The sequence below is a fragment of the Pseudomonas sp. CK-NBRI-02 genome (assembly GCF_008124495.1).
Lineage (GTDB): Bacteria > Pseudomonadota > Gammaproteobacteria > Pseudomonadales > Pseudomonadaceae > Aquipseudomonas > Aquipseudomonas guariconensis.
The window spans coordinates 58102-80773 of the sequence record NZ_VSJH01000006.1; the positions used below are offsets into that span (position 1 = coordinate 58102).

At 64.3% G+C, this 22672-nt stretch carries 17 protein-coding genes; 11 read left to right on the plus strand and 6 right to left on the minus strand.

Annotation, left to right across the window (positions count from 1 at the left end; all coding sequences use genetic code 11):
• Positions 1 to 2: 2 nt before the first annotated feature.
• From DQ397_RS04615 to ppsA, 5 genes are all read right to left on the minus strand, one after another.
• Positions 3 to 254, minus strand: coding sequence for a hypothetical protein (locus DQ397_RS04615; RefSeq protein ID WP_043206741.1), 252 nt, complete (start codon positions 252 to 254; stop codon positions 3 to 5).
• Between the two features lie 111 nt (positions 255 to 365).
• Entirely contained in the window at positions 366 to 1361 is a 996-nt protein-coding gene (locus tag DQ397_RS04620) for a zinc transporter ZntB (RefSeq protein ID WP_043206743.1), read from the minus strand.
• A gap of 27 nt (positions 1362 to 1388) precedes the next feature.
• Positions 1389 to 1880, minus strand: coding sequence for a ribonuclease E activity regulator RraA (rraA, locus tag DQ397_RS04625; RefSeq protein WP_043206744.1), 492 nt, complete (start codon positions 1878 to 1880; stop codon positions 1389 to 1391).
• Between the two features lie 92 nt (positions 1881 to 1972).
• Entirely contained in the window at positions 1973 to 2965 is a 993-nt protein-coding gene (locus DQ397_RS04630; protein ID WP_043206746.1) for an alpha/beta fold hydrolase, read from the minus strand.
• A 96-nt stretch (positions 2966 to 3061) separates the two neighbouring features.
• Positions 3062 to 5437 carry a phosphoenolpyruvate synthase gene (gene ppsA / locus DQ397_RS04635; protein ID WP_043206748.1) on the minus strand — a complete coding sequence of 792 codons (2376 nt, stop codon included), beginning with the start codon at positions 5435 to 5437 and terminating at the stop codon, positions 3062 to 3064.
• Positions 5438 to 5615: 178 nt separating this feature from the next.
• On the opposite strand from ppsA, the gene DQ397_RS04645 reads away from it, so the two are divergent.
• Complete coding sequence (locus DQ397_RS04645; protein WP_043206750.1) at positions 5616 to 6434, plus strand: pyruvate, water dikinase regulatory protein; 819 nt, start codon at positions 5616 to 5618, stop codon at positions 6432 to 6434.
• Positions 6435 to 6563: 129 nt separating this feature from the next.
• Here the strand turns inward: DQ397_RS04645 and DQ397_RS04650 are convergent, their stop codons facing one another.
• Positions 6564 to 11429 carry an NAD-glutamate dehydrogenase gene (locus tag DQ397_RS04650; RefSeq protein ID WP_043206752.1) on the minus strand — a complete coding sequence of 1622 codons (4866 nt, stop codon included), beginning with the start codon at positions 11427 to 11429 and terminating at the stop codon, positions 6564 to 6566.
• Between the two features lie 338 nt (positions 11430 to 11767).
• Here DQ397_RS04650 and DQ397_RS04655 point away from each other — a divergent pair, with 338 nt between their 5' ends.
• The 10 genes from DQ397_RS04655 to DQ397_RS04700 all read left to right on the plus strand — a co-directional run bounded on the left by DQ397_RS04655 (position 11768) and on the right by DQ397_RS04700 (position 22626).
• On the plus strand, positions 11768 to 12121 hold the full coding sequence (locus DQ397_RS04655; RefSeq protein ID WP_043206753.1) for a hypothetical protein: 354 nt from the start codon (positions 11768 to 11770) through the stop codon (positions 12119 to 12121).
• 118 nt (positions 12122 to 12239) lie between these two features.
• Positions 12240 to 12950: a FadR/GntR family transcriptional regulator gene (locus DQ397_RS04660; protein WP_043206755.1), complete on the plus strand. Its 711-nt coding sequence runs from the start codon at positions 12240 to 12242 to the stop codon at positions 12948 to 12950.
• A gap of 103 nt (positions 12951 to 13053) precedes the next feature.
• Positions 13054 to 14247, plus strand: coding sequence for an L-2-hydroxyglutarate oxidase (gene lhgO / locus DQ397_RS04665; RefSeq protein WP_043206758.1), 1194 nt, complete (start codon positions 13054 to 13056; stop codon positions 14245 to 14247).
• A gap of 43 nt (positions 14248 to 14290) precedes the next feature.
• Complete coding sequence (locus DQ397_RS04670) at positions 14291 to 15619, plus strand: MFS transporter (protein WP_043206760.1); 1329 nt, start codon at positions 14291 to 14293, stop codon at positions 15617 to 15619.
• Between the two features lie 201 nt (positions 15620 to 15820).
• On the plus strand, positions 15821 to 16780 hold the full coding sequence (locus DQ397_RS04675; protein ID WP_043206762.1) for a MoxR family ATPase: 960 nt from the start codon (positions 15821 to 15823) through the stop codon (positions 16778 to 16780).
• A gap of 4 nt (positions 16781 to 16784) precedes the next feature.
• Positions 16785 to 17729 (plus strand): DUF58 domain-containing protein, encoded by a 945-nt coding sequence (locus DQ397_RS04680; RefSeq protein ID WP_043206852.1) that lies wholly within the window; start codon positions 16785 to 16787, stop codon positions 17727 to 17729.
• Positions 17726 to 18220 carry a DUF4381 domain-containing protein gene (locus DQ397_RS04685; RefSeq protein WP_043206764.1) on the plus strand — a complete coding sequence of 165 codons (495 nt, stop codon included), beginning with the start codon at positions 17726 to 17728 and terminating at the stop codon, positions 18218 to 18220. Before DQ397_RS04680 ends, DQ397_RS04685 begins: the two co-directional genes overlap by 4 nt.
• The gene (locus tag DQ397_RS04690) at positions 18213 to 19289 is read left to right on the plus strand and encodes a VWA domain-containing protein (RefSeq protein ID WP_043206765.1); all 1077 of its coding nucleotides are present in this window, start codon (positions 18213 to 18215) and stop codon (positions 19287 to 19289) included. The genes DQ397_RS04685 and DQ397_RS04690 overlap by 8 nt, the downstream gene beginning before the upstream one ends.
• Positions 19286 to 21004, plus strand: a complete 1719-nt coding sequence (locus DQ397_RS04695) for a tetratricopeptide repeat protein (protein WP_043206766.1) — start codon at positions 19286 to 19288, stop codon at positions 21002 to 21004. Before DQ397_RS04690 ends, DQ397_RS04695 begins: the two co-directional genes overlap by 4 nt.
• Positions 21001 to 22626, plus strand: coding sequence for a BatD family protein (locus DQ397_RS04700; protein ID WP_043206767.1), 1626 nt, complete (start codon positions 21001 to 21003; stop codon positions 22624 to 22626). The genes DQ397_RS04695 and DQ397_RS04700 overlap by 4 nt, the downstream gene beginning before the upstream one ends.
• Positions 22627 to 22672: the final 46 nt, after the last annotated feature.

A 22672-nucleotide genomic window follows, 5' to 3' on the forward strand; every position in this document is an offset into this window, starting at 1 on the left:
ATTCAATCGGCCTTATCTGCTTTTCTGCCAGCGGCAGGGTTGCGACGCACCGGCGCGACATGCGCCGAGCCATTGTTCACAGCGATCATCAGCGCCTGGCTCCAGCGCCCCAGCAAGCTGAACAGATCGCCCGCGCCGACCTGGCGGTTGGCGGTCTTGAGGACGCGACCCAGGCATGCGGCATCGTCTCGGTCCTGGCCGGACGGCGATGCCTTGAGCAGGTCGCGCAAGGATTCTTCAAACGGATCGTGCATAGGCACCTCGCGCAATGTCTGTCAAAGACGAGGGCTCGGGACTACGGGTCACACATGAATGTGGGACGGATGTTTCAAAATGCCTCATGCATCCCCCGGCCGGACAGCCCATCATACCCAGCGTAACCGTCGGAACAGCCACCATTGCCCCGCCGCCAACCCCAGCACCACGGCGCAGGCGAACAGGAAGCCATACGGGCTCTCGGCGCCCGGAATGCCGCCGACATTGATGCCCAGCAGCCCGGTGACGAAGCTCATCGGCAGGAAAATGCAGGTGATGATGCCGAAGCGGTACATGGTCCGGTTCATCCGCTCACTGCGCCGTCGATCCTCGCTTTCCAGCACCAGAGCGGCCCGCTCGCGGGTCAGCTCGAGCTCTTCGAGATAGCGGATCAGGCTGTTGTTCAGCTCGTTCCAGTAGTCGGCATCCCCTTCGCCGAACCAGCTCCACTTGTTGCGCGAAAGTTGCGCATAGAGTTCCCGCTGTGGGGCGAGAAAACGCCGTAGCCCAGCAGCACGACGGCGGATCTGTTGCAGGCTGCCTTGCACCGGCGAATACCGTTCATCGGTTTCCACCTTCTCTTCTTCGAGATCGACCACTTCCGACAGGTCGCTAACCAACGCCTGGACCTTCTCGGTAAGCAGCTCCCCCATCAGCAGCAACAGCTCGGAGGCCGACTTCGGCCCCCTGCCCTCGTCCAATTGCTGAAGCACTTCATCACTGGCGCGCAAAGGTCGCAGGCGCAACGATATCACTCGCCGGGCCTCGGCGAAGATCCGCACCGAGACCATGTCTTCGGGCTCGGCGCCGGGATTGAGATTCACGCCCCGCAAAAACAAAAGCATCTGCTCGTTGGCCAAGGGCAACAGACGCGGACGCGTGTTCTCTTCCAGCAGCAAGTCGCAGGCGAAGGTGCTCAGGCCGCTCTCCTGGAGCAACCAGGTACGCGTCTGGGGATGGCTGCGATCCCAGTGCAACCAAAGGCTTTCCTCTGGTTGCAACTGGAGCGCATCCAGCGCTGTCCGGGCAATCGAGCGCGCACCGCCTTTACCATCGAGCACCAGGGCATGGACCAGCCCCCACTGCGCGTTGTCTTCCTCGAACATTCCTGCTCCATCAGCGCGCGCGGCGCATCACTCCGGCATTTTCAACGGGCTTGGCGAGACGATCACGCCATTGTTGTCGGCATACACATATTCGCCCGGACGGAAGGTCACCCCAGCGAAGGTCACGGCCACGTTGAGATCGCCAATACCGCGCTTGTCGGTCTTCATCGGGTGACTGGCCAGGGCCTGGACACCGACGTCGGTCTGCACCAGCACGTCCACGTCACGCACACAGCCATAGATCACCAGGCCTTCCCAGCCGTTCTTGGCCGCCTTTTCGGCCAGCATGTCACCCAGAAGCGCGCGGCGCAGCGAACCACCGCCGTCCACCACCAGGACCTTACCCTTGCCATCGAGCTCGACCTGCTCCTTGACCAGCGAGTTGTCCTCGAAGCATTTGATCGTGACGATCTGGCCACCAAAGGAATCGCGGCCACCGAAGTTGCTGAACATGGGCTCCAGGACCTGGACCAGGTCCGGGTAGGCGTCGCACAAGTCGGGCGTTACGTAATGCTGCATGGCAAACTCCTGTCAGTCACAACGAAAGCGGGATTTGAGCAAGGCTACACCGGGGAGGGCCTTGCAGTCATCCGAGACTACTCAGTCAGCCGCTACTGCTCTTCGGCGGATTCGGCGGCCACCGTAGCCCCCGGCAACGGTGATTCAGGGGCCCTCAGCCAGCGCTCCACCAGTGGCCATACCTGCACCTGGGCCGCCTTGCTAACCAACATGTCCACATGCCCGAATGCGTCGAAGCCTTCTTCCGCGCCAAGCCGTAAAAACTGCTTGCGCTGGCCACCCAACTGCTCGAACAACTTGCGGCAGGCCCAGACCGGGTCCTGGTAATCTGCCGCACCGGCCACTGCCAGCACCGGCACGTTCACGGTCGCCAGCCCCGCCCACCAGTCGTCCTGCTTATCGCCGAAACGCCCGAACAGGCCGTGCCAGCCCAGGGTCTCCAAGGCCAGACCGATCGGCTCGTCCTCCGGCCCACGTTTGAGCCGCGACCCGGACAGCTGACCTAGACGCTTGAGCAGCAAACGCGCGCTCCAAGCCACAGGCGGAACCTTCAACGGCCAATAGACCCGACTGACCTGGGTACCGAAGAACGCCGCGCTGGCCACCTGCTCGGCTGCCAAGTACGCGCCGCCCAGGGCTGCGGCGAGGATGGTGCCGCCCAGGGAGTGGCCGATCCAGTGCGGCGCCTGGCCGGCCTGCTCCTGGATGAATGCGCCGATCACCGGCAAATCGAAGCGGGCATAGTCGGCCACCCGGTTGTGACGCCAGTGGCGGTTGCGGGGAGAAAGTCCATGGCCGCGCATTTCCGGAATCCACACATCGAACCCGGCGCGCGCCAGAAAGGCGCCTAGGCCGACGCCCTTGGGCGAATACCAGAAGCGGCGATTGGAGAAGCTGCCGTGCAGGAGAATCACCGGCACGCCTTGGGCTACGGCCTGGTCGGCCAGCCCCAGGCGTGTAACGGCCAACTCGACGCTGGGGTCGGGGCTGTTGCCGGCCTTGATCCGGTACACATCCTCGCTCAGATCACCCCGGCGCTCGGCGCTGAGCAAGGCCACGGGAAACAGGGTACTGCTGCTTTGCATAGGTCGATTGCACAAAAAAGGGCGGGATCCATCGCTGGAACTCGCCCTGGAAGAAACCAGGCAGGAGCGCCGTGAAGCGCTCCCGCGTTCATTGCATCATGCCGCGCCCTGATCCTCGGCCAGGAAGAACCAGGTCTCGAGCACCGAGTCTGGGTTCAGCGATACGCTCTCGATGCCATGCTCCATCAGCCACTTGGCCAGGTCTGGGTGATCCGAAGGGCCCTGGCCACAGATACCGATGTACTTGCCGGCCTTGTTGCACGCGGCGATGGCGTTGGCCAGCAGCTTCTTCACTGCCGGGTTACGCTCGTCGAACAGGTGGGCAATGATGCCGGAGTCACGGTCCAGGCCCAGGGTCAGCTGGGTCAGGTCGTTGGAACCGATGGAGAAGCCGTCGAAGTACTCGAGGAACTCATCGGCCAGCAAGGCGTTGGACGGCAGTTCGCACATCATGATCACACGCAGACCATTGACGCCACGGCCCAGGCCGTTTTCGGCCAGCAGATCGACCACCTGGCTCGCCTCGCCCAGGGTGCGCACGAATGGCACCATGATCTCGACATTGGTCAGGCCCATTTCGTCGCGCACACGCTTGAGGGCGCGGCACTCGAGCTCGAAGCAGTCACGGAACGACTCGCTGATGTAACGCGAGGCGCCACGGAAGCCCAGCATTGGGTTCTCTTCTTCCGGTTCGTACAGCTTGCCGCCGATCAGGTTGGCGTATTCGTTGGACTTGAAGTCCGAAAGGCGCACGATGACCTTCTTCGGATAGAACGCCGCGGCCAGGGTGCTGATACCCTCGACCAGCTTCTCGACATAGAAGCCGACCGGGTCGGAGTAACCGGCCACGCGCTTGTCGACGCTTTCCTTGAGGTCGGCCGGCAGGCCTGCGTAGTTGAGCAGCGCCTTGGGGTGCACGCCGATCATGCGGTTGATGATGAACTCCAGGCGCGCCAGGCCCACGCCTGCGTTCGGCAGTTGGGCGAAGTCGAAGGCGCGGTCCGGGTTGCCGACGTTCATCATGATCTTGAACGGCAGCTCAGGCATGGCGTCGACCGAGTTCTGCTTGACGTCGAAGCCCAGCTCACCTTCGAAGATGAAGCCGGTGTCGCCTTCGGCGCAGGAGACGGTCACGCCCTGGCCGTCCTTGAGCACTTGAGTGGCATTGCCACAACCGACGACCGCCGGGATGCCCAGTTCACGGGCAATGATCGCCGCGTGGCAGGTGCGCCCGCCGCGGTTGGTGACGATGGCGCTGGCGCGCTTCATGACAGGTTCCCAGTCCGGGTCGGTCATGTCCGAGACCAGCACGTCGCCCGGCTGGACCTTGTCCATCTCGGAGACGTCGTGGATCACGCGAACCTTGCCGGCGCCGATGCGCTGGCCGATGGCGCGACCTTCCACCAGGACAGTGCCCTTCTCCTTGAGCAGGTAGCGCTCCATGACATTGGCGCTGGAACGGCTCTTCACGGTCTCGGGACGTGCCTGGACGATGTACAGCTTGCCGTCGTCACCGTCCTTGGCCCACTCGATGTCCATCGGGCGCTGGTAGTGCTGCTCGATGATCATGGCCTGCTTGGCCAGCTCGCTGACCTCGGCGTCGGTCAGGCAGAAGCGCGCGCGGTCGGCACGGTCGACATCGACGGTCTTGACCGAACGACCGGCCTTGGCCTCGTCGCCGTAGATCATCTTGATGGCCTTGCTGCCCAGGTTGCGGCGCAGGATGGCCGGGCGGCCGGCCTGCAGGGTTTGCTTGTGGACGTAGAACTCGTCAGGGTTGACCGCACCCTGTACGACGGTTTCGCCCAGGCCGTAGGCGCCGGTGATGAACACCACGTCACGGAAGCCCGACTCGGTGTCGAGGGTGAACATCACACCGGCGGTGCCGGTTTCCGAACGGACCATGCGCTGCACGCCGGCGGACAGGGCGACCAGTTTGTGGTCGAAGCCCTGGTGCACGCGATAGGCGATGGCGCGGTCGTTGAACAGGGAGGCGAACACCTCCTTGGCGGCGCGGATCACGTTGTCCACGCCACGGATGTTCAGGAAGGTTTCCTGCTGTCCGGCGAAGGAGGCGTCCGGCAGGTCTTCAGCGGTGGCCGAGGAGCGCACGGCCACGGCCATGTTGTCGTTGCCTTGGGACATTTCGGCGAAGGCGGTGCGGATTTCGGCATCCAGACGCGCCGGGAACTCGGCTTCCATTACCCATTGGCGGATCTGCGCGCCGGTCTTGGCCAGGGCGTTGACATCATCGACGTCCAACGCGTCCAGGGCTGCGTGGATACGGTCGTTCAGGCCACTCTGCTCGAGAAAATCGCGGTACGCCTGAGCCGTAGTGGCAAAGCCGCCCGGCACCGATACGCCGGCACCTGCGAGGTTACTGATCATCTCGCCCAGGGATGCGTTCTTGCCCCCCACATGCTCTACATCATGGACGCCGAGCTTATCGAGGGAAACTACGTACTCTACCAAGGTGATCTCTCCACTAACTGTATTGGAAAAGCTCAAGGGCGGCCGCCTGTCACACTGACTTGGCCGGACGCTTGTGGCCTGGACCTGGAAAATAAGTGAGAATGCCGAACAGTCACGTTCGGCAAACCGAACCTATCATACTCCAGAAAACTTCGGCAGCTTAAGGCCCAGGGTGCAAATGAAACGATCCGCGTTCTTCATCTCCGACGGTACCGGTATCACTGCAGAAACACTGGGCCAAAGCCTGCTGGCACAATTCGAAAGCATTCCTTTCAATAAATTCACTCGCCCCTACATCGACACCCCGGACAAAGCCCGGAGCATGGTGCAGCAAATCAATGCTGCCGCCGAACGGGACGGCATGCGGCCGATCATTTTCGACACCATCGTCAACCAGGACATTCGGGAAATCCTGGCAACGTCGAACGGCTTCATGATCGACATCTTTTCGACGTTTTTATCCCCGCTCGAGCAGGAATTGACCGCCCATTCGTCGTATTCCGTGGGCAAGTCCCACTCGATTGGCGGCAACTCCAACTACATGGAGCGCATCGAGGCAGTCAACTTCGCCTTGGATAACGACGATGGCGCGCGCACCCATTATTACGACAAAGCTGACCTGATCCTCGTGGGCGTGTCGCGATGTGGCAAGACGCCGACGTGTTTGTACATGGCCATGCAATTCGGCATCCGTGCGGCCAACTACCCACTGACCGAAGACGACATGGAACGCCTGCAATTGCCGGCGGTACTGAAAAAGTACCATCACAAGTTGTTTGGCCTGACCATCGACCCCGACCGCCTCACCGCCATCCGCCACGAGCGCAAGCCCAATAGCCGCTATTCGAGCTTCGCCCAGTGCGAGTTCGAGGTGCGCGAGGTGGAGAGCCTGTTCCGCCGGGAGAACATCCCGCACATCAACTCCACGCATTTCTCGGTGGAGGAAATCTCGGCGAAGATTCTGGTCGAGAAGGGCGTAGAGCGGCGTTTCAAGTAACATCCGCGCCGTTTGTTTCGCGGGCCTATCCGTTCCCGCAGACGTGCCCCGCCGCCGTCACGAATCTCGACAGCCCCAATGAAAAAAGCCCCGGCATCGCTGCCGGGGCTTTTTGTTTTCAGCTTACGCTCAGGACGGTATCACCGCCGCCTGCCCGCTCATGGCCAAGTCGACCAGCTCACGGTTGGCCACCGCATACATCGCGTAGTCGGTGCCCGTGGCGTTGCGCAGGTCATCGAGCATGGCGCGCCAGCGCTCCGTCATCACCCGGTGCTGTTCACACCACAGTGCGACACGGGCGTCCATGTCTTCCGGTGCATCGGCCATCTGCAACACAGAGATGGTGATCGCTCGCTGTTGCAGGTCGATGTCGTCGCGGAACGCCTCGCGGGCCAGGGCCTGCCAGTTGTTCTCCACCGGCAGGTTGCTGATCTCCTGCAGATACCAGGTCAGGTCCAGCGAGCTGCCCACGGCGAAGAACGCCTTGGCCACCTGGGCCGGATCGTGACCGGTGACATCCGAGGCCTCGATGATCGGCAACAGGGTGTACAGGTGGGTGGTGCCTGCGACCATGCGCGCCAGCAACTCCGGCACCCCGGCTTCGACGAAGCCCTGGTAGCGTTGCTGCCAGCGATCGCGGGTCGGGCCTTCGAGCAGCTCATCGAGCTTCAGGCCCAATTGGGCGATCTTCGGCCCGAAGTGCGCGACATCGCGACCGGCGTCCTGCTCGTTGCGGCGGCTGCGCAGGAACCAGCGGGTCGCGCGACGCCCCAGGCGCATCAGCTCATCCATCAGGGTCAGCTGAATCTCGGCCGGGACTTGGTAGTCCAGCGCCTCGATCTGACGGAACCAGTGCGGCAGGTGGAAAATGTCCCGAACGATCACATAGGCACCGGCGACGTTGGCCGGGCTCATGCCGGTGGATTCCTTCAGACGCTGGACGAACGTGATGCCCATGTTGTTGACCAGGTCGTTGGCGATCTGGTTGCTGACGATTTCGCGCTTGAGGCGATGACGGCGCATGGCGTCAGCGAACTTGGTGACCAGCGACGGCGGGAACGCGTTCTCCATGTCGCGGGTCAGGTAGTCGTCATCGGGCACCAACGACTTGAGCAGTTGCTCCTTGAGGTCGATCTTGCTGTAGGAAATCAGCACCGACAGCTCGGCGCGGGTCAGGCCCTGGCCTGCGGCCAAACGCTCGGCCAGTTGCTCCTCGGACGGCAGGAACTCGATAGCCCGGTCCAGTTTGCCACGCGACTCCAGATCAGCCATCAGGCGCTTGTACTCGGCGATCCGCTCCAAGGCACGGCGGGCCGCCAGGGACAGGGCCTGGGTCTGCTTGTAGTTGTTGCCCAGCACCAGCGAGGCGACTTCGTCGGTCATGCTACCGAGCAGTTGGTTACGCTGCTTCTCGGTCATGTCGCCACCCTGCACCACTTCGTTGAGCAGGATCTTGATGTTGACCTCGTGGTCGGAGCAGTCCACGCCACCGGCGTTGTCGATGAAGTCGGTGTTGGTCGCGCCGCCGTTGAGGCCGAACTCGACCCGGCCAAGCTGGGTCATGCCCAGGTTGCCGCCCTCGCCCACCACCTTGCAGCGCAGTTCATTGCCGTTGACCCGCAATGCGTCGTTGGCCTTGTCGCCGACATCGGCATGGCTTTCGCTGCTGGCCTTGACGTAGGTGCCGATACCACCGTTCCACAGCAGATCCACAGGGGCCTGCAGCAGTGCGTGCAGCAGTTCGGTCGGCGTCAGGCGGTCGGCTTCGATGGCGAAGCGTTCCTTCATCTGCGGGCTGATGGCGATGCTCTTGGCGCTACGCGGGAAGATCCCGCCGCCTTCGGACATGATGCTGGTGTCGTAGTCGCTCCAGGCCGAACGCGGCAGCTCGAACAGGCGCTTGCGCTCGACGAAGCTGGTGGCTGGGTCAGGATTCGGGTCGATGAAGATGTGCAGGTGGTTGAATGCCGCCACCAGCTTGAGCTTGTCCGACATCAGCAGGCCGTTGCCGAACACGTCGCCGGCCATGTCGCCGATACCTACCACGGTGATCGGGTCTTCCTGCACATTGATGCCGCGTTCGCGGAAGTGGCGCTGCACGCCGACCCAGGCGCCGCGAGCGGTGATGCCCATGCCTTTATGGTCGTAGCCAGCCGAACCACCGGAGGCGAAGGCGTCGCCCAGCCAGAAGCCGTAGTCGTTGGCGATGCCGTTGGCGATGTCGGAGAAGGTCGCGGTGCCTTTGTCCGCGGCCACTACCAGGTAGGGGTCGTCGTCATCGTGACGCACCACGTTGGCCGGAGGTACCACGCCGCCGTCCTTGAGGTTGTCGGTAATGTCGAGCAAGCCCGAGATGAAGATCCGGTAGCAGGCAATGCCCTCGGCCTGGATCTCGTCGCGGCTACCGCCCAACGGCAGACGGCGCGGCAGGAAACCACCTTTGGCTCCCACCGGCACGATCACCGAGTTCTTCACCTGCTGGGCCTTGACCAGGCCGAGCACTTCGGTACGGAAGTCTTCCTCACGGTCCGACCAGCGCAGGCCACCGCGGGCAACGTTGCCAAAGCGCAGGTGCACACCCTCGACCCGCGGCGAGTAGACGAAGATCTCGAACTTCGGCACCGGCTTGGGCAGCTCGGGGATCAGCTTGGGGTTGAACTTGAAGCTGAAGTACGACTTGTTCTGCCCGTTGGCGTCCGGCTGGTAGAAGTTGGTGCGCAGGGTGGCCTTGATCAGGTCCAGGTAGCGACGCAGGATGCGGTCTTCGTTGAGTACCTGGACCTCGTCCAGCGCAGTGAGAATGGCCTGCTCCAAGCGCTGCTGCTTGTCGTCCAGGTCCTCGACGGTGAGCTTGCGTGCCAGGTAGAAGCGGGTCTTGAACAACCGGGTCAGCTCGCGGGCGATGTCGGTGTGGTTGTTCAGGGTGCTGGCGATATAACCCAGGTCGAAGCCCAGGCGGATCTGCTTGAGGTAGCGTGCGTAGGCGCGCAGCAGCGCCACGTCACGCCATGGCAGGCCGGCGGTCAGTACCAGGCGGTTGAAGGCGTCGTTCTCGGCGTCGCCCTTGACGATGTGGATGAAGGCATCCTGCAGGATGTCGTTGAGCTGTTGGATGTCCAGGTCCAGGCCTTCGCTGTAGGTGAAGGCGAAGTCGTGGATCCAGTATTCGCGACCACTGGCATGGCGCAGGCGGTACGGGAACTCGCCGAGCACGCGCAGGCCCAGGTTTTCCAGGATCGGCAGCACATCCGACAGCGCCAGCGGGGTGTCGGCGTGGTAGAGCTTGCAGTGCAGCAGGCGGTCGCCCAGACGGGTCAGCGGCTGGTAGAAGCTCATCGCCAGCGGCTTGCTCTCGGACAGCGCCAATACATGCTGCATGTCGACGACCGCCGAGTGGGCAGCGAAGCGCTCGCGGTAGCCGGCCGGGAAGCCTTTGGGGAAGTCGGCCAGGATGTTGGTGCCTTGGGCCTCGCCGAAATTCTCCACCACCAGGGCGGAGTAGTCGTCCTGCCAGGAACGGCAGGCCTGGATGACTTCGTTTTCCAGCTGCTGGGGGTCCAGGTCGATGCGGTTCTTCGGATCGACGCGCAGGATGAGCTGAACACGCGCCAGCACCGACTCGGAGAAGAACGTCCAGAACTCGCAGTCGCTGGCCTTCAGGCGCTCCATCAGCACCTGCTGAATCTTCTGGCGCACCTCGGTGGAGTAGATTTCACGCGGCACATAGGCCAGGCAGTAGCAGAAGCGGCCGTACGGGTCCTTGCGCAGGAACACGCGGATCTTGTTGCGCTCCTGGATCTGCACGATCGACATGACCGTGGTGAACAGCTCGTCCACTGGCGTCTGGAACAGATCGTCACGAGGCAGCACCTCGAGCACCTGGGCCAGCTCCTTGCCCAGGTGGGCCTTGGCGTCGAAGTGCGAGCGGCGCTCGACTTCAGCGACCTTGCCACGGATGTACGGAATGGTACGCACGCTCTCGCCGTACACCGACGAGGTGTACAGACCCATGAAGCGGCACTCCTTGACGACCTTGCCGTCGGCGTCGATCTGACGGATCGACACGTAGTCCGGATACGCCGGGCGGTGCACACGGCTCGGCTGCGAGGCCTTGGCGAACGACAGCAGCTCAGGCGCGCGCAAGTAGGCGACGGCGTAGTCCTCGATGCGCAGGTCATCGGCGCCCAGCCCTGCGCGCAGCAGGCGGGTCAGGCCGAGGAACGAACTTTCGTCATAGACCAGGTGGCCGCCATCGGCGTCGGACTCGACCACGAACTCTTCGTAACCGAGGAAAGTGAAATGGTTGTCCAGCAGCCACGACAGGAAGCTCTTCACCTCGGCCTTGTCATGTTGTGCCGGACCGAATGCGGTCTGCTCTACCAACTCCACCAGGTCGCGGACCTTGGCCTTCATCGGCTCGAAGTCGGCGACAGCCACCCGCACCTCGGCCAGCACCTGCTCGATTTCCTTCGTCAGGGTGGTGAGCTCGGCAGCGCTGGAGCAGCGGTCGATCTCCAGGTACATCAGCGATTCATGGCGCACGCCCTCGCCCTGGGTGCCCTTGGGCAGCAACTCCAGCAGCTCGCCCTTGGCGCCGCGGCGCACGCTGAGCACGGTGGTCTGCAGGGTGTGGATGCTGTAGCCGCGACGGTTGAGTTCGGTACGCACCGAGTCGACCAGGAACGGCAGGTCATGGTGCAGCACCTCGACCACGGTGTGGGTCGATTGCCAGCCGTGGCGTTCGTAATCGGGGTTATAGACCCGCACCTGCGGGTGTTGGGGGTCGAAGCGCTCGATGATGCGCCAGGCAGAGAGGGTGCAACCGGCCAGGTCCGAAAGCCTGCGCTGGGTGAGTTCGTCCAGAGAGATGATGCCGAAGAACTGTTCGGCGAACAGCGCCACTTGTGGCAGTGCCTGCTCGCTGATGTGCTGCGCCAGGGCCGCTTGCAGTTGATGCTGGAAGTCGGCTTTGCTGGCTGCGGTGAAGAACGCCATCTGTGGTACTCCGCTTGGGCTTTGTTATTAGGTGAAGCGTCGCGTGCGTCCGCCGTTCACGGTCAACGATAGTCAAACCGTGACGACAGGGCGGTGAAAACCAGGCGTTTGGACGCGATCTGCACGTCCATCCGTTCCATGGATGGGCACCTGCAAAGACGACTGCCCCTCAGGGCTGTGGCTTTACGGGTGTCCATCGACTGGGCAGCTTAACGACTGAGCGGTCACCACGGCTTGCAGCGCTGCGACAATTTCGGTCAAGGGGCGGTAACTTTACGTTTATGTCCATGCCCAAGGCTGTCAGAATTCCCGCTCATTTCTTTGACCTGAGCCTGCCCATGCAACTGAAAACCGCCCTGCTCTTCGCCACACCCTGCGACGAAGAGGAAGACAACATGGCGACCTTGTGCTGCCACAGCGACAAGGGGCAGATGTTCCTGCTCACCCGTTACCCCGACGAAGACACCGTGGACCTGACCCTGGACGACGAGCCTTCGACGCTAGACGGGCTGAAGGTCACGCTGAGCGCCGACCGCCTGCTGATCGAGGTGGCCGCCGGCGACCGAGATGCGCTCAAGGGCTCGGAGCAGCTGGAGATCCTACTGACCTCACCGGGCACGGACCTCGAGGAGGTCGAGCTGACTTTGCGCAACATTCTCGACGGCACCGGGACCTACGTCAGCGAGCTCTGAACGCGGTAGCGGCAGGCTTGCTTTCTCCAGGGCCCGCTCTCATAACCCCTTGAAATCGTTGACAGGCGATCCTCACCCCAGGCATTGTCTGACAACCTGATCAATAGGCGGCATACCCATGCTAGAGCTTCAGCGCCCGGACACCTTGGTCGAACGGGTCGTCAGCGCCATCCGCGCAGAAATCGATTCCGGCCGCCTGGCCGCCGAATCGCGCCTGCCCACCGAACAGCAACTGGCCGAACAGCTCAATGTCAGCCGTTCGGTGGTGCGCGAGGCAGTGGCGCAACTGAAGGCGGACGGCGTGCTCATCGCCCGGCGCGGGCTCGGCTCCTATATCTCGCAAACGCCCTGCGGCACGGTTTTCCGCTTCCCCGGGAGCAACGGGCGCAAGCCAGATCTCGTGCAGATGTTCGAGATGCGTCTGTGGATCGAAACCCAAGCTGCCGCCGTTGCGGCCCGCCGCCGCGACGACGCGGACCTCGCCCGCATGGCCCAGGCTCTGCAGACGATGCTCGACGGGCGCAGCGACCTGGCCACAGCCTCTGCCGCCGACGTGGCCTTCCACCGGGCCATTGCCGAAGCCAGCAAGAACGATTATTTCGTGGCCTTCCATGATTTTCTGGGTGGCCAGCTAGCCACCGCGCGCCGCAACGCCTGGGAGAACTCCGCGGCTCTTCCCCAAGGCGGTGCAGCCGATGCCAACCGTGAACACCAGGCGCTGTACCAAGCCATTGCCGACGGTGACCGCCAGGCGGCTGCCGCCTGCGCTGAAGCCCACCTACGGGCATCGGCCAGACGCCTGAAGATCGACCTTCCCGACCTCGACTGATTTCGGAGCCTTCGCATACGGCCTGGCGACCTTTCATACGCCCTACTTAGTCTGACAACCTGATAAGCAGATTCACCGACAAGAACACCAAGGTATCCCCTGCATGACTTACGACTACTGCATCATCGGCGGCGGCATCGTCGGCCTCGCCACCGCCATGGCCCTGCTCGAACAGCGCCCCGGCGCCTCGTTGCTGATCCTCGAGAAGGAAACCAGCCTCGGTCTTCACCAGACCGGCCACAACAGCGGCGTGATCCATGCAGGCATCTACTACGCACCAGGCACTCTCAAGGCCGACCTGTGCAAACGCGGCGCCCAAGCCACCAAGGACTTCTGCACCGAGCACGGCATCGCTTTCGAGGTCTGCGGCAAACTGCTGGTGGCCTCGAACGATCTGGAAATGCAGCGCATGCACGCGCTGTACGAGCGCTCGCAGCAGAACGGGCTGAAGGTCGAGCGCCTGGACGCCGCCGAACTCAAGCGCCGCGAGCCGAACATCGTCGGCAAGGGTGCGCTGTTTCTCGATGCCACCGGCATCGTCGACTACAAGCAGGTGTGCGACGCCATGGCCCGGGTCATCCAGAAGGCCGGCGGTCACGTTCGTCTGGCCACCACCGTGCGGGCGATCCAGGAACAGGGCGACTACGTCGAGGTGAGCAGCGACAGCCAAAGCTGGCGCGCCCGCCAGCTGGTCGCCTGCGCCGGCTTGCAGTCCGACCGCCTGGCGCGCCTGGCCGGAATGAAGATCGACCACCAGATCATCCCCTTCCGCGGTGAGTATTACCGCCTGCCAGCGAGCAAGAACCAGATCGTCAACCACCTGATCTACCCGATCCCTGACCCGGACCTGCCGTTCCTTGGCGTGCACCTGACACGCATGATCGACGGCAGCGTCACCGTCGGCCCCAACGCGGTGCTGGGCCTGGGCCGGGAGAACTACCGCAAGTTCTCGGTGAACTGGCGCGATGTGGCCGAGTACGCGCGCTTCCCGGGCTTCTGGAAAACGATCTGGAATAACCTGGGCTCGGGCACCACTGAAATGAAGAACTCGCTGTTCAAGCGAGGCTACCTGGAGCAGTGCCGCAAGTACTGCCCGCAGCTGGAGGTAGAAGACCTGCTGCCGTATGAGGCCGGCATCCGCGCCCAGGCGGTCATGCGCGACGGCAGCCTGGTGCACGACTTCCTGTTCGCCGAGACCCCACGCATGGTGCATGTCTGCAACGCACCCTCGCCTGCAGCCACCTCCGCCATCCCTATTGGCCAGATGATCGCCGCGAAGATCCTCAAGGCCCGCTGAAACCCCTGCATAGCCCACTACAAAGACAATAAGGAAACCTCAGATGTCGGTACACGAGGCGGCCCTGGCCGCGACCGAAACCCCGGACCAGCAGCGCAAACGCCTGCGCAAGGTGGCAGCAGCGACCATCTTCGGCTCGATGCTGGAGTGGTATGACTTCTACCTGTACGCCACCATGGCAGCGATCGTCTTCTCGAAGATCTTCTTCGATGCCAGCAACCCGGCCGTGGCCTCGCTGCTGGCGTTCTCCACCTTCGCCATCGGCTTCATCGCCCGCCCCTTTGGCGGCGTACTGTTCGGCTACCTGGGCGACCGCTTCGGGCGCAAACAGGTGCTGGTGATCACCTTCTGCATGATGGGCGTTTGCACGGCCCTGATCGGCCTGATCCCCAGTTACGCCAGCATCGGCATCTGGGCCCCGATCATCCTGGTGGTGATCCGCATCATCCAAGGTCTGGGCGCGGGCGCCGAATTGTCCGGCGCGGCGGTCACCTCCTACGAGCACGCCAGCGAAGGCAAGCGCGGCAGCCAGGGTGCCTGGCCGGCACTGGGCCTGAACCTGGGCCTGCTGCTGTCGTCGCTGACCGTGTATCTGCTGACCATGAACGGCAATGAATTCCTGCTCGCCGGCGGCTGGCGCATCCCGTTCATCGCCAGCATCGCACTGGTCGGCATCGGCCTGTGGGTGCGCAAGAGCATCCCTGAGACCCCGGATTTCAAGAAGCTCGACCAGGCCAAGGATAAACCCCAGGTCTCGCCGCTCAAGCTGCTGTTCAAACATGACCTCAAGGGCCTGGCGGTGGTGTTCTTCGTAGCCATCGGCTACAACGCACTGAGCTACATCTTCAAGACCTTTTCCCTGGCCTATCTGACCCAATTCAAGGGCGTCGAGGCCCATGTCACTTCGCTATCGGTGACCATTGCCAGCCTGGTGGCGATCTTCACCGTGCCGTTGTTCGGCTGGCTGTGCGACAAATGGAGCAGCAAGACCGTACTGATGCTTGGCGGTGTGCTGTCGGCAGTGTTCGCCTACCCCTTCCTGCAATTGCTGAGCACGGGCGAGCCGACCCTGATCTACATCGCCATCGCGATCGGTACCGGCATCCTCGCGCCCATGATGTTCGCCCCTCAGGGCTCGTTCCTCAGTCGACAGTTCCCAGCCCAGACGCGCTCTTCGGGCTTTGGTACCGGCCGCGAGATCGGCACGGCCGTGGCCGGCGGCCTGGCGCCACTGGGCGGACTGGCCCTGGTGGCCGGATCGGCCACCCATTCCACTGACGGTGTGGCACTGATTTTGGCGATCTCTGGCGTATTGGTGGTGGTCTTTGCCCTGTTCGACCAAGGGCGCAAGCATTCCAGCGCGAAGAACTGACGCGCACTGGCGGCCCGATCGCAGCCAACCCACGATCGGGCCGAGCCACCCCGTTGAACTGCCCCGGCTTCACCGGACCAGCCCTGCAAGAAAAATCCACGCCGCCATTGGTCGGCATGGGCCTGGATGGATTAAAGTATCACCCCCTGCCCGGACGCCGCTGTGCCAGCACGCCAGGCCCATTTCCAGGAACCGTCGACGATGGAACACCGTGAGGCGCTGATCGCGCTGCGCACCTTTCTTTCCTCCCAGATCCTTGGCCAGGAGAAGCTGGTCGAACGCCTGCTGATCGTGCTGCTGGCCGACGGCCACATGCTGGTCGAAGGCGCACCGGGCCTGGCCAAGACCAAGGCCATCAAGGAACTGGCCGAAGGTATCGAAGCGCAGTTCCACCGCATCCAGTTCACCCCCGACCTGCTCCCGGCCGACATCACCGGCACCGAAATCTATCGCCCGGAAACCGGCAGCTTCGTGTTCCAGCAGGGGCCGATCTTCCATAACCTGGTGCTGGCGGACGAAATCAACCGCGCTCCGGCCAAGGTGCAGTCAGCGTTGCTCGAAGCCATGGCCGAGCGCCAGGTCAGCGTCGGGCGCAGCACCTACGAGCTGTCGCCGCTGTTCTTGGTCATGGCCACCCAGAACCCGATCGAGCAGGAAGGTACCTATCCCCTGCCCGAGGCCCAGCTCGACCGCTTCCTGATGCACGTGAAGATCGGCTTCCCGGATGCCGCCGTGGAACGACGCATCCTCCAGCAGGCCCGCGGCGAGGCGCTCGGCGGCGAGGTCAAGCCGGAGCGACGGGTCAGCCAGCAGGCGATCTTCGCCGCGCGCAAGGAAATCCTCGGCCTGTACATGGCCGACGCCGTGGAGGAATACCTGGTGCAGTTGGTGATGGCCACCCGCACACCGGCCAAGTTCGACGCCGAGTTGGCCGACTGGATCGCCTATGGCGCCAGCCCGCGCGGCTCGATCGCCCTGGACCGCTGCGCCCGCGCCCACGCCTGGCTGGCCGGGCGTGATTTCGTCAGCCCCGAGGACATCCAGGCAGTGCTGTTCGACGTGCTGCGCCACCGCATCATCTTGTCCTTCGAGGCGGAAGCGGCGGGGATCGACCAGGACCGGGTGGTCCAGCGCATCCTCGACGTTGTCGCTGTCGCCTGACCCCATGCCCACCGCGCACCTGACCGAACCCGGCATCCGCATCGGCCTTGCCGAGTTGATCGACATGCGTCACCGCGTGCGCGAAATCCAGCTGTTTTCCCGGCCCGGCCAGCGCAGCCCGCTGGTGGGCCTGCACCACTCCAAGCTGCGCGGACGCGGCGTGGACTTCGACCAGGTGCGGGTCTACCAGGCCGGCGACGACGTGCGCAACATCGACTGGCGCGTCACCGCGCGCACCCAGGAGCCGCATACCAAGCTGTTCCACGAGGAGCGCGAACGGCCTATTTTCATCCTGGTCGAGCAGAGCCAACGCCTGTTCTTCGGCTCCGGACTGATGTTCAAGTCAGTCCTGGCGGCCCAGGCTGCGGCCCTGTTCGGCTGGGCCGCGCTGGGCCACAACGACCGCATCGGCGGACTGGTGTTCGGCGACAACGAACACCACGAGATCAAGCCCCGGCGCAGCAAACAAAGCCTGCTGCAGTTGCTCAACCGACTGGCCAAAGTGAACCAGTCGCTGCACACCGAGGCCGTGCCCCAGCCCGACAGCCTGGGCCTTGCCTTGCGCCGCGCCCGCGAGGTGCTGCGCCCAGGCAGCCTGGCCATCATCATCTGTGACGAACGCGCCTTGACCCCTGGTGTCGAGCAGCACCTGAGCATGCTCTCGCGCCACTGCGATCTGTTGCTGATGCCCGTCTCCGACCCGCTCGACCACGCGCTGCCGGCCGCCGGCTTGCTGCGTTTTGCCCAACGCAGTGCCCAATTGGAGCTCGACACCCTCGATGCCAACCTGCGCCAGGCCTACCGCCAGCAGGCCGAGGCGCGCATCGAGCGCTGGGAGCTGCTGGCGCAGAAGCTGCGGGTACTGTTGATGCCCTTGAGCACCCAGAGCGAGATGATCGAGCAACTGCGTGAGTACCTCAACGCCCAGCGCCCGGGGAGCGGTCAATGAACCCGCTGGACCAGTTGCAACCCTTGATCGCGCCGCCGGCCGTGAGCCTGTGGCCGCCCGCGCCGGGCTGGTGGGGCCTGTTCGCCCTGCTGCCCCTGCTCGGCTGGGGGCTGTGGCGACTACGCCACTGGCGTCCGGCCAAACCCCGAGTGGTGCGCGCCGAGCAGCCGCTGGACCCCATCCGCCTGGAAGCACTGGCCGAACTGGCTCGCCTGCCCCGCCCCTACGACGGCGCACCTGCCGGCGCCTGGCTGCAGCACATCAACGCGCTGCTCAAACGCCTGTGCCGCAACCACTACCCCGGCGCCAACAGCCACACGCTCAACGGCCGTCAGTGGCTGGCGTTTCTAGACAACCGCTGCCCGGCCGCAGGCCTGACCCGCTGGATGGTGCTGGTCGAAGGCGCCTACAAACCCGAGTGCAAGCTCGACGACAAGGCCATCGCCGGGCTCGCCCAGGCGGTCGAAATCTGGATCCGCAAGCATGTTTGAGCTGGCCTGGCCGTGGGTCTTCTTGCTGTTACCGTTGCCGTGGCTCGCGCGCCTGGTGCTGCCGGCTGCCGACAGCGGCGAGCCGGTGCTCAAGGTGGGCTTTCTCGATGAACTCGAAGGCTTGGCCGGGCGCCGTGCCCGCCTGAATCTGCCGACCTGGCGCCAGCAGGCGCCCTTCGTGACGATCTGGCTGCTCCTGCTGCTGGCCGCTGCCCGTCCCCAATGGCTCGGCGATCCGGTGCCGGTGGCGGCCAGCGGTCGCGACCTGCTGGTGGCGGTGGATGTGTCCGGCTCGATGGACTTTCCCGACATGCAGTGGAAGGACGACGAAATCAGCCGCCTGGACCTGGTCAAGGCGCTGCTCGGCGATTTTCTCCAGGACCGCGAGGGCGACCGGGTCGGGTTGATCCTGTTCGGCAGCGAAGCCTACCTGCAGGCGCCGCTGACCTTTGACCGACGCACCGTGCGCACCTTTCTCGACGAGGCGCAGATCGGCATCGCCGGTAAGAACACCGCCATCGGCGACGCCATTGGCCTGGCGGTCAAACGCCTGCGCCAGCGTCCGGCGCAGAGCCGGGTGCTGGTGCTGATCACCGACGGAGCCAACAACGGTGGGCAGATCCACCCGCTCACCGCCGCCCGCCTGGCCGCCCAGGAAGGCGTGCGCATCTACACCATCGGCATCGGTGCCAACCCCGAAGCCAGCGGTACGCCAGGGTTGCTGGGCCTTAACCCGAGCCTGGACCTGGACGAAGCCTCGCTCAAAGAGATCGCCGAACTGACCCAGGGGGCCTACTTCCGCGCCCATGACGGCGCCGAGTTGGTCGCGATCGGCGATACCCTCGACCAGCTCGAACCGGTGGCCCAGCAACCGACCCAGGCACGCACCGCCAAAGCCCTCTACGCCTGGCCGCTGGCCTTGGCATTGCTCTTGAGCGTGCTGCTGGTGGTCGCCGTGCAATGGCCGGACAACCTCTTCCAACGCCTACTGCGCCGACCGCGCTTTCTACAGCCGCACCCGGAATGGCGCCAGCGCCTCAAGCGCCTGCGTCTGAGGAGGCGGCGATGATCGAACTCTGGCCGCAATGGCTGCGCCCTCTCTGGCTGCTGGTGATCCCTCTGCTCGGCTGGCTGCTGTTCAAGCTCTGGCACCGGCGCAAACGCGCCGGGCGCTGGCAGCTGATCCTTCCCGTGCAATTCCATGGTGTGCTGCTCGGCGGCGGCAACGGCCAGACCAGCAAGTTGCCGTGGATCGCCCTGGGCCTGGCCTGGCTGTTGGTGGTCCTGGCCTTGCTTGGCCCAAGCTGGCAACGCCTGGAAGAAACCCGCCAGCGCCCCGCCGACCCGCTGGTGATCCTGCTCGAGCTGACTCCACAGATGCTCGCCGAAGACAGCACGCCCAACCGCCTAGAGCAGGCCCGCCGCAAGATCTTCGACCTGCTCGAGCACCGTCGCGACAGCCAGACCGCCCTGGTGGTGTATGCCGGCAGCGCGCATACCCTGGTGCCGCTGTCCGACGACCTGGGCACCACCCGCAACCTCCTGGAGGCGGTCGATCCGTCGATCATGCCGCAGCCCGGCCAACGGGCCGACCTGGCCGTGCAGAAAGGCCTTGCCTTGCTCGCCCAGAGCGGCCTGGGCCAGGGGCGTCTGTTGCTGATCGGCTCGGCGCTGAGCGACGCCGAACGCAGCGGCATACTCAAGGCCCTGGGCCGTCAGGGCCCCAGCCTGCTGATGCTCGGGATCGGCAGCAGCGAGGGCGCACCGGTGCGTCAGGCCAACGGCGAATACCTCAAGGACGATCAGGGCGGCATTCTCCTGCCCCGCCTGGACAGCGCCAGTCTCAAAGCCTTCATCAACGGCACCGGTGGACGTTACCGCCACGCCCGCATCGACGACCTGGACCTGCGTGGCCTGGGGCTGTTCGATAACCCTCACGCCCTGCGCAGCAACGGCCAGACCGTGCAACTGGACAGCTGGGCGGACCAAGGCTACTGGCTGCTGCTGCCCTTGCTCGTGCTGGCCGCCTGCGCCGGTCGGCGCGGTTGGCTGTTCTGCCTGCCGCTACTGCTGGCCTTGCCGCAACCGAGCCAGGCCTTCGAATTCAACGACCTGTGGCTGCGCCCGGACCAGCAAGGCCAGCGCCTGCTCGAGCAACAACACCCTGCCGACGCTGCCCGGCACTTCGAAGACCCGCAGTGGCGCGGTATGGCGCTGTACCAGGCGGGCGACTATGAAGCAGCAGCCAAGGCCTTCGCCCAAGGCAGCAGCGCCGCAGCCCACTACAATCGAGGCAATGCCTTGGCCCGCGCCGGGGAGCTGGAAGCCGCGCTGGATGCCTACGAGCAGGCCCTGGAACGTCAACCCGACCTACAGCCGGCCCTGGACAACCAGGCGTTGGTCCAGCAATTGTTGCAGCAACGCCAGGCCAAGGCCGAGGAACAACCGGCCGGCAGCGAGTCCGAAGGTACCCCCGGCAACGAGACCGAGGGCAACAGCAGTTCAGCGTCCAGCCCAGCCCAAAGCACACCTGGCAGCGATGAGCAGGCCTCCTCCCAGGCCCAGGGCGAGAACGCAAGCAATGCGCAAGGGCCAGGCAGCTCGCAACCTGGCGATGACGACAGCACCACCCAGCCGCCGCAGCGGCCGGTCTCCACCAGCCTGGATGCCGAACAGCGCCAGGCCCTGGAGCAATGGTTGCGGGAAATCCCCGACAACCCGGCCCAGCTGCTGCGGCGCAAATTCTGGTATGAACAGCAATTGCATCAGGACACCTCACGATGAGTCGCCTCGGCGTCTTACTATTCAGCCTGCTGTGGCTTCTCCAGGCCCAGGCCCAACCGACCCTGCAGGCCAGCGTCGACCGCACTCGCCTGCAGGCCGGCGAAACCTTGGAGCTGACCCTGGAAAGCCAGGACGTCACACAATTCGGCAAGCCCGACCTGCGCGCCCTGGAAGGCGACTTCGAAGTGCGTGGCACCCGCCAGCTCAACAGCCTGCACACCCTTGACGGCGAGACCCGCGCGAGCACCCGCTGGATCATCACCCTGCTGCCCAAGCGCAGTGGCAGCTTGCGTATCCCTGAGCTGCAACTGGGCCAGTCGCAGAGCCAAGCCATCGAGCTGCAAGTACTGCAAGCCGATGCCAGCCGTCCCGAAAGCGCCTCCAAAGTCTTCGTCGAGGCCAGCCTGGACAGCCCAGAGGTGTACGTCCAGGCCCAGGCCGTGTTGACGCTGCGCATCTATCACTCGGTGTCGCTGTACGACGACAGCAGCCTGAGCCCTTTGCAACTGGACAACGCCAAGGTCGAGCCATTGGGCGAATCGCGCACCTATGAAAAGGAAATCAACGGCGTACGACACGGCGTGATCGAGACCCGCTATGCGATCTACCCGCAACAAAGCGGCACCTTGGAGCTCCCGGCACTGACTTTCACCGCCACCGCCGCCGACAATGGCGAGCAGCCGGCCGGCACCCCGCGCGTGGGTCGCCAGGTCCAGGTCAGCTCGTTGCCACTGCAGCTGAAGGTGCGGCCGATCCCCGGCGCCTGGCCTGCCGATCAACCCTGGCTGCCGACGCGAAGCCTGACCCTGGAAGAACACTGGAGCCCGGACCCAAGCAACCAGCAGACGCAGATCGGCGACTCCCTGACCCGCAGCATCACCTTGCGCGCCGAGGGGCTGTCCAGCACCCAGCTACCGCCTTTGCCAGCCACCGAGATCCACGGTTTGCGCCGCTATCCGGACCAACCTGTACTGCGCAATGAAATCAGCGAACGGGGCATGACCGCCAATCGCGAGGAGCGCGAGGCACTGGTCCCGACCCACAGCGGCGCCCTGGCCCTGCCTGCACTGGAAATTACTTGGTGGAATACCCGCGAAGACCATCTGGAGCACAGCAGCCTGCCGGCGCGCACCCTGCAAGTGGAAGACAACCCGGCCCTGAGCGCCGACACGCCGGTCGGCGACAGCAGTGCCAGCAATGCTCGCGTGTGGCCCTGGCAGCTCGCGACCCTGGTGCTGGCGCTGACCACCCTGCTGGGCTTCGCCCTGTGGTGGCGCGCCCGCTCGCAGCCGGCGGTGCTGCGGGCCACTCAAAGCGGTCCGAGCCCGCGCAGCCTGCTGGACGATCTCAAGCGCGCCTGCCAGGCCAACGACCCCCAGGCCACTCGTCAGGCGCTTGACGCCTGGGCACGCCAGCAGCCGGAAACCCTGGCCGAGATGGCCGCCCGTTTCGTACCCTTGTCCGATGCCTTGGATGGGCTCAATGGCGCCTTGTACAGCGAAAGCGGCCAGTATTGGCAAGGCGACGAGCTGTGGCGCGCCATCGGCACCATCCCACCGGCCGAGCAGGTCCTGACGCCTTCGGGCGAAACAGGCAGCCTGCCGCCGCTTTACCCCAAATAACCTTCAGCGCGTGGTCCTCGACTCCACGCCTGCATGCTTGCGGAAA

Bases quoted from the DNA above. Each gene is read 5' to 3' on its own strand.
- DQ397_RS04655 (WP_043206753.1), top strand. From the start codon at position 11,768: ATGCAACTGAAAACCGCCCTGCTCTTCGCCACACCCTGCGACGAAGAG.
- DQ397_RS04680 (WP_043206852.1), top strand. From the start codon at position 16,785: ATGCCCACCGCGCACCTGACCGAACCCGGCATCCGCATCGGCCTTGCC.
- DQ397_RS04645 (WP_043206750.1), top strand. From the start codon at position 5,616: ATGAAACGATCCGCGTTCTTCATCTCCGACGGTACCGGTATCACTGCA.
- DQ397_RS04690 (WP_043206765.1), top strand. From the start codon at position 18,213: ATGTTTGAGCTGGCCTGGCCGTGGGTCTTCTTGCTGTTACCGTTGCCG.
- DQ397_RS04685 (WP_043206764.1), top strand. From the start codon at position 17,726: ATGAACCCGCTGGACCAGTTGCAACCCTTGATCGCGCCGCCGGCCGTG.
- DQ397_RS04620 (WP_043206743.1), bottom strand. From the start codon at position 1,361: ATGTTCGAGGAAGACAACGCGCAGTGGGGGCTGGTCCATGCCCTGGTG.
- DQ397_RS04675 (WP_043206762.1), top strand. From the start codon at position 15,821: ATGGAACACCGTGAGGCGCTGATCGCGCTGCGCACCTTTCTTTCCTCC.
- DQ397_RS04615 (WP_043206741.1), bottom strand. From the start codon at position 254: ATGCACGATCCGTTTGAAGAATCCTTGCGCGACCTGCTCAAGGCATCG.
- lhgO (WP_043206758.1), top strand. From the start codon at position 13,054: ATGACTTACGACTACTGCATCATCGGCGGCGGCATCGTCGGCCTCGCC.
- DQ397_RS04630 (WP_043206746.1), bottom strand. From the start codon at position 2,965: ATGCAAAGCAGCAGTACCCTGTTTCCCGTGGCCTTGCTCAGCGCCGAG.
- DQ397_RS04670 (WP_043206760.1), top strand. From the start codon at position 14,291: ATGTCGGTACACGAGGCGGCCCTGGCCGCGACCGAAACCCCGGACCAG.
- rraA (WP_043206744.1), bottom strand. From the start codon at position 1,880: ATGCAGCATTACGTAACGCCCGACTTGTGCGACGCCTACCCGGACCTG.
- DQ397_RS04650 (WP_043206752.1), bottom strand. From the start codon at position 11,429: ATGGCGTTCTTCACCGCAGCCAGCAAAGCCGACTTCCAGCATCAACTG.
- DQ397_RS04660 (WP_043206755.1), top strand. From the start codon at position 12,240: ATGCTAGAGCTTCAGCGCCCGGACACCTTGGTCGAACGGGTCGTCAGC.
- DQ397_RS04695 (WP_043206766.1), top strand. From the start codon at position 19,286: ATGATCGAACTCTGGCCGCAATGGCTGCGCCCTCTCTGGCTGCTGGTG.
- DQ397_RS04700 (WP_043206767.1), top strand. From the start codon at position 21,001: ATGAGTCGCCTCGGCGTCTTACTATTCAGCCTGCTGTGGCTTCTCCAG.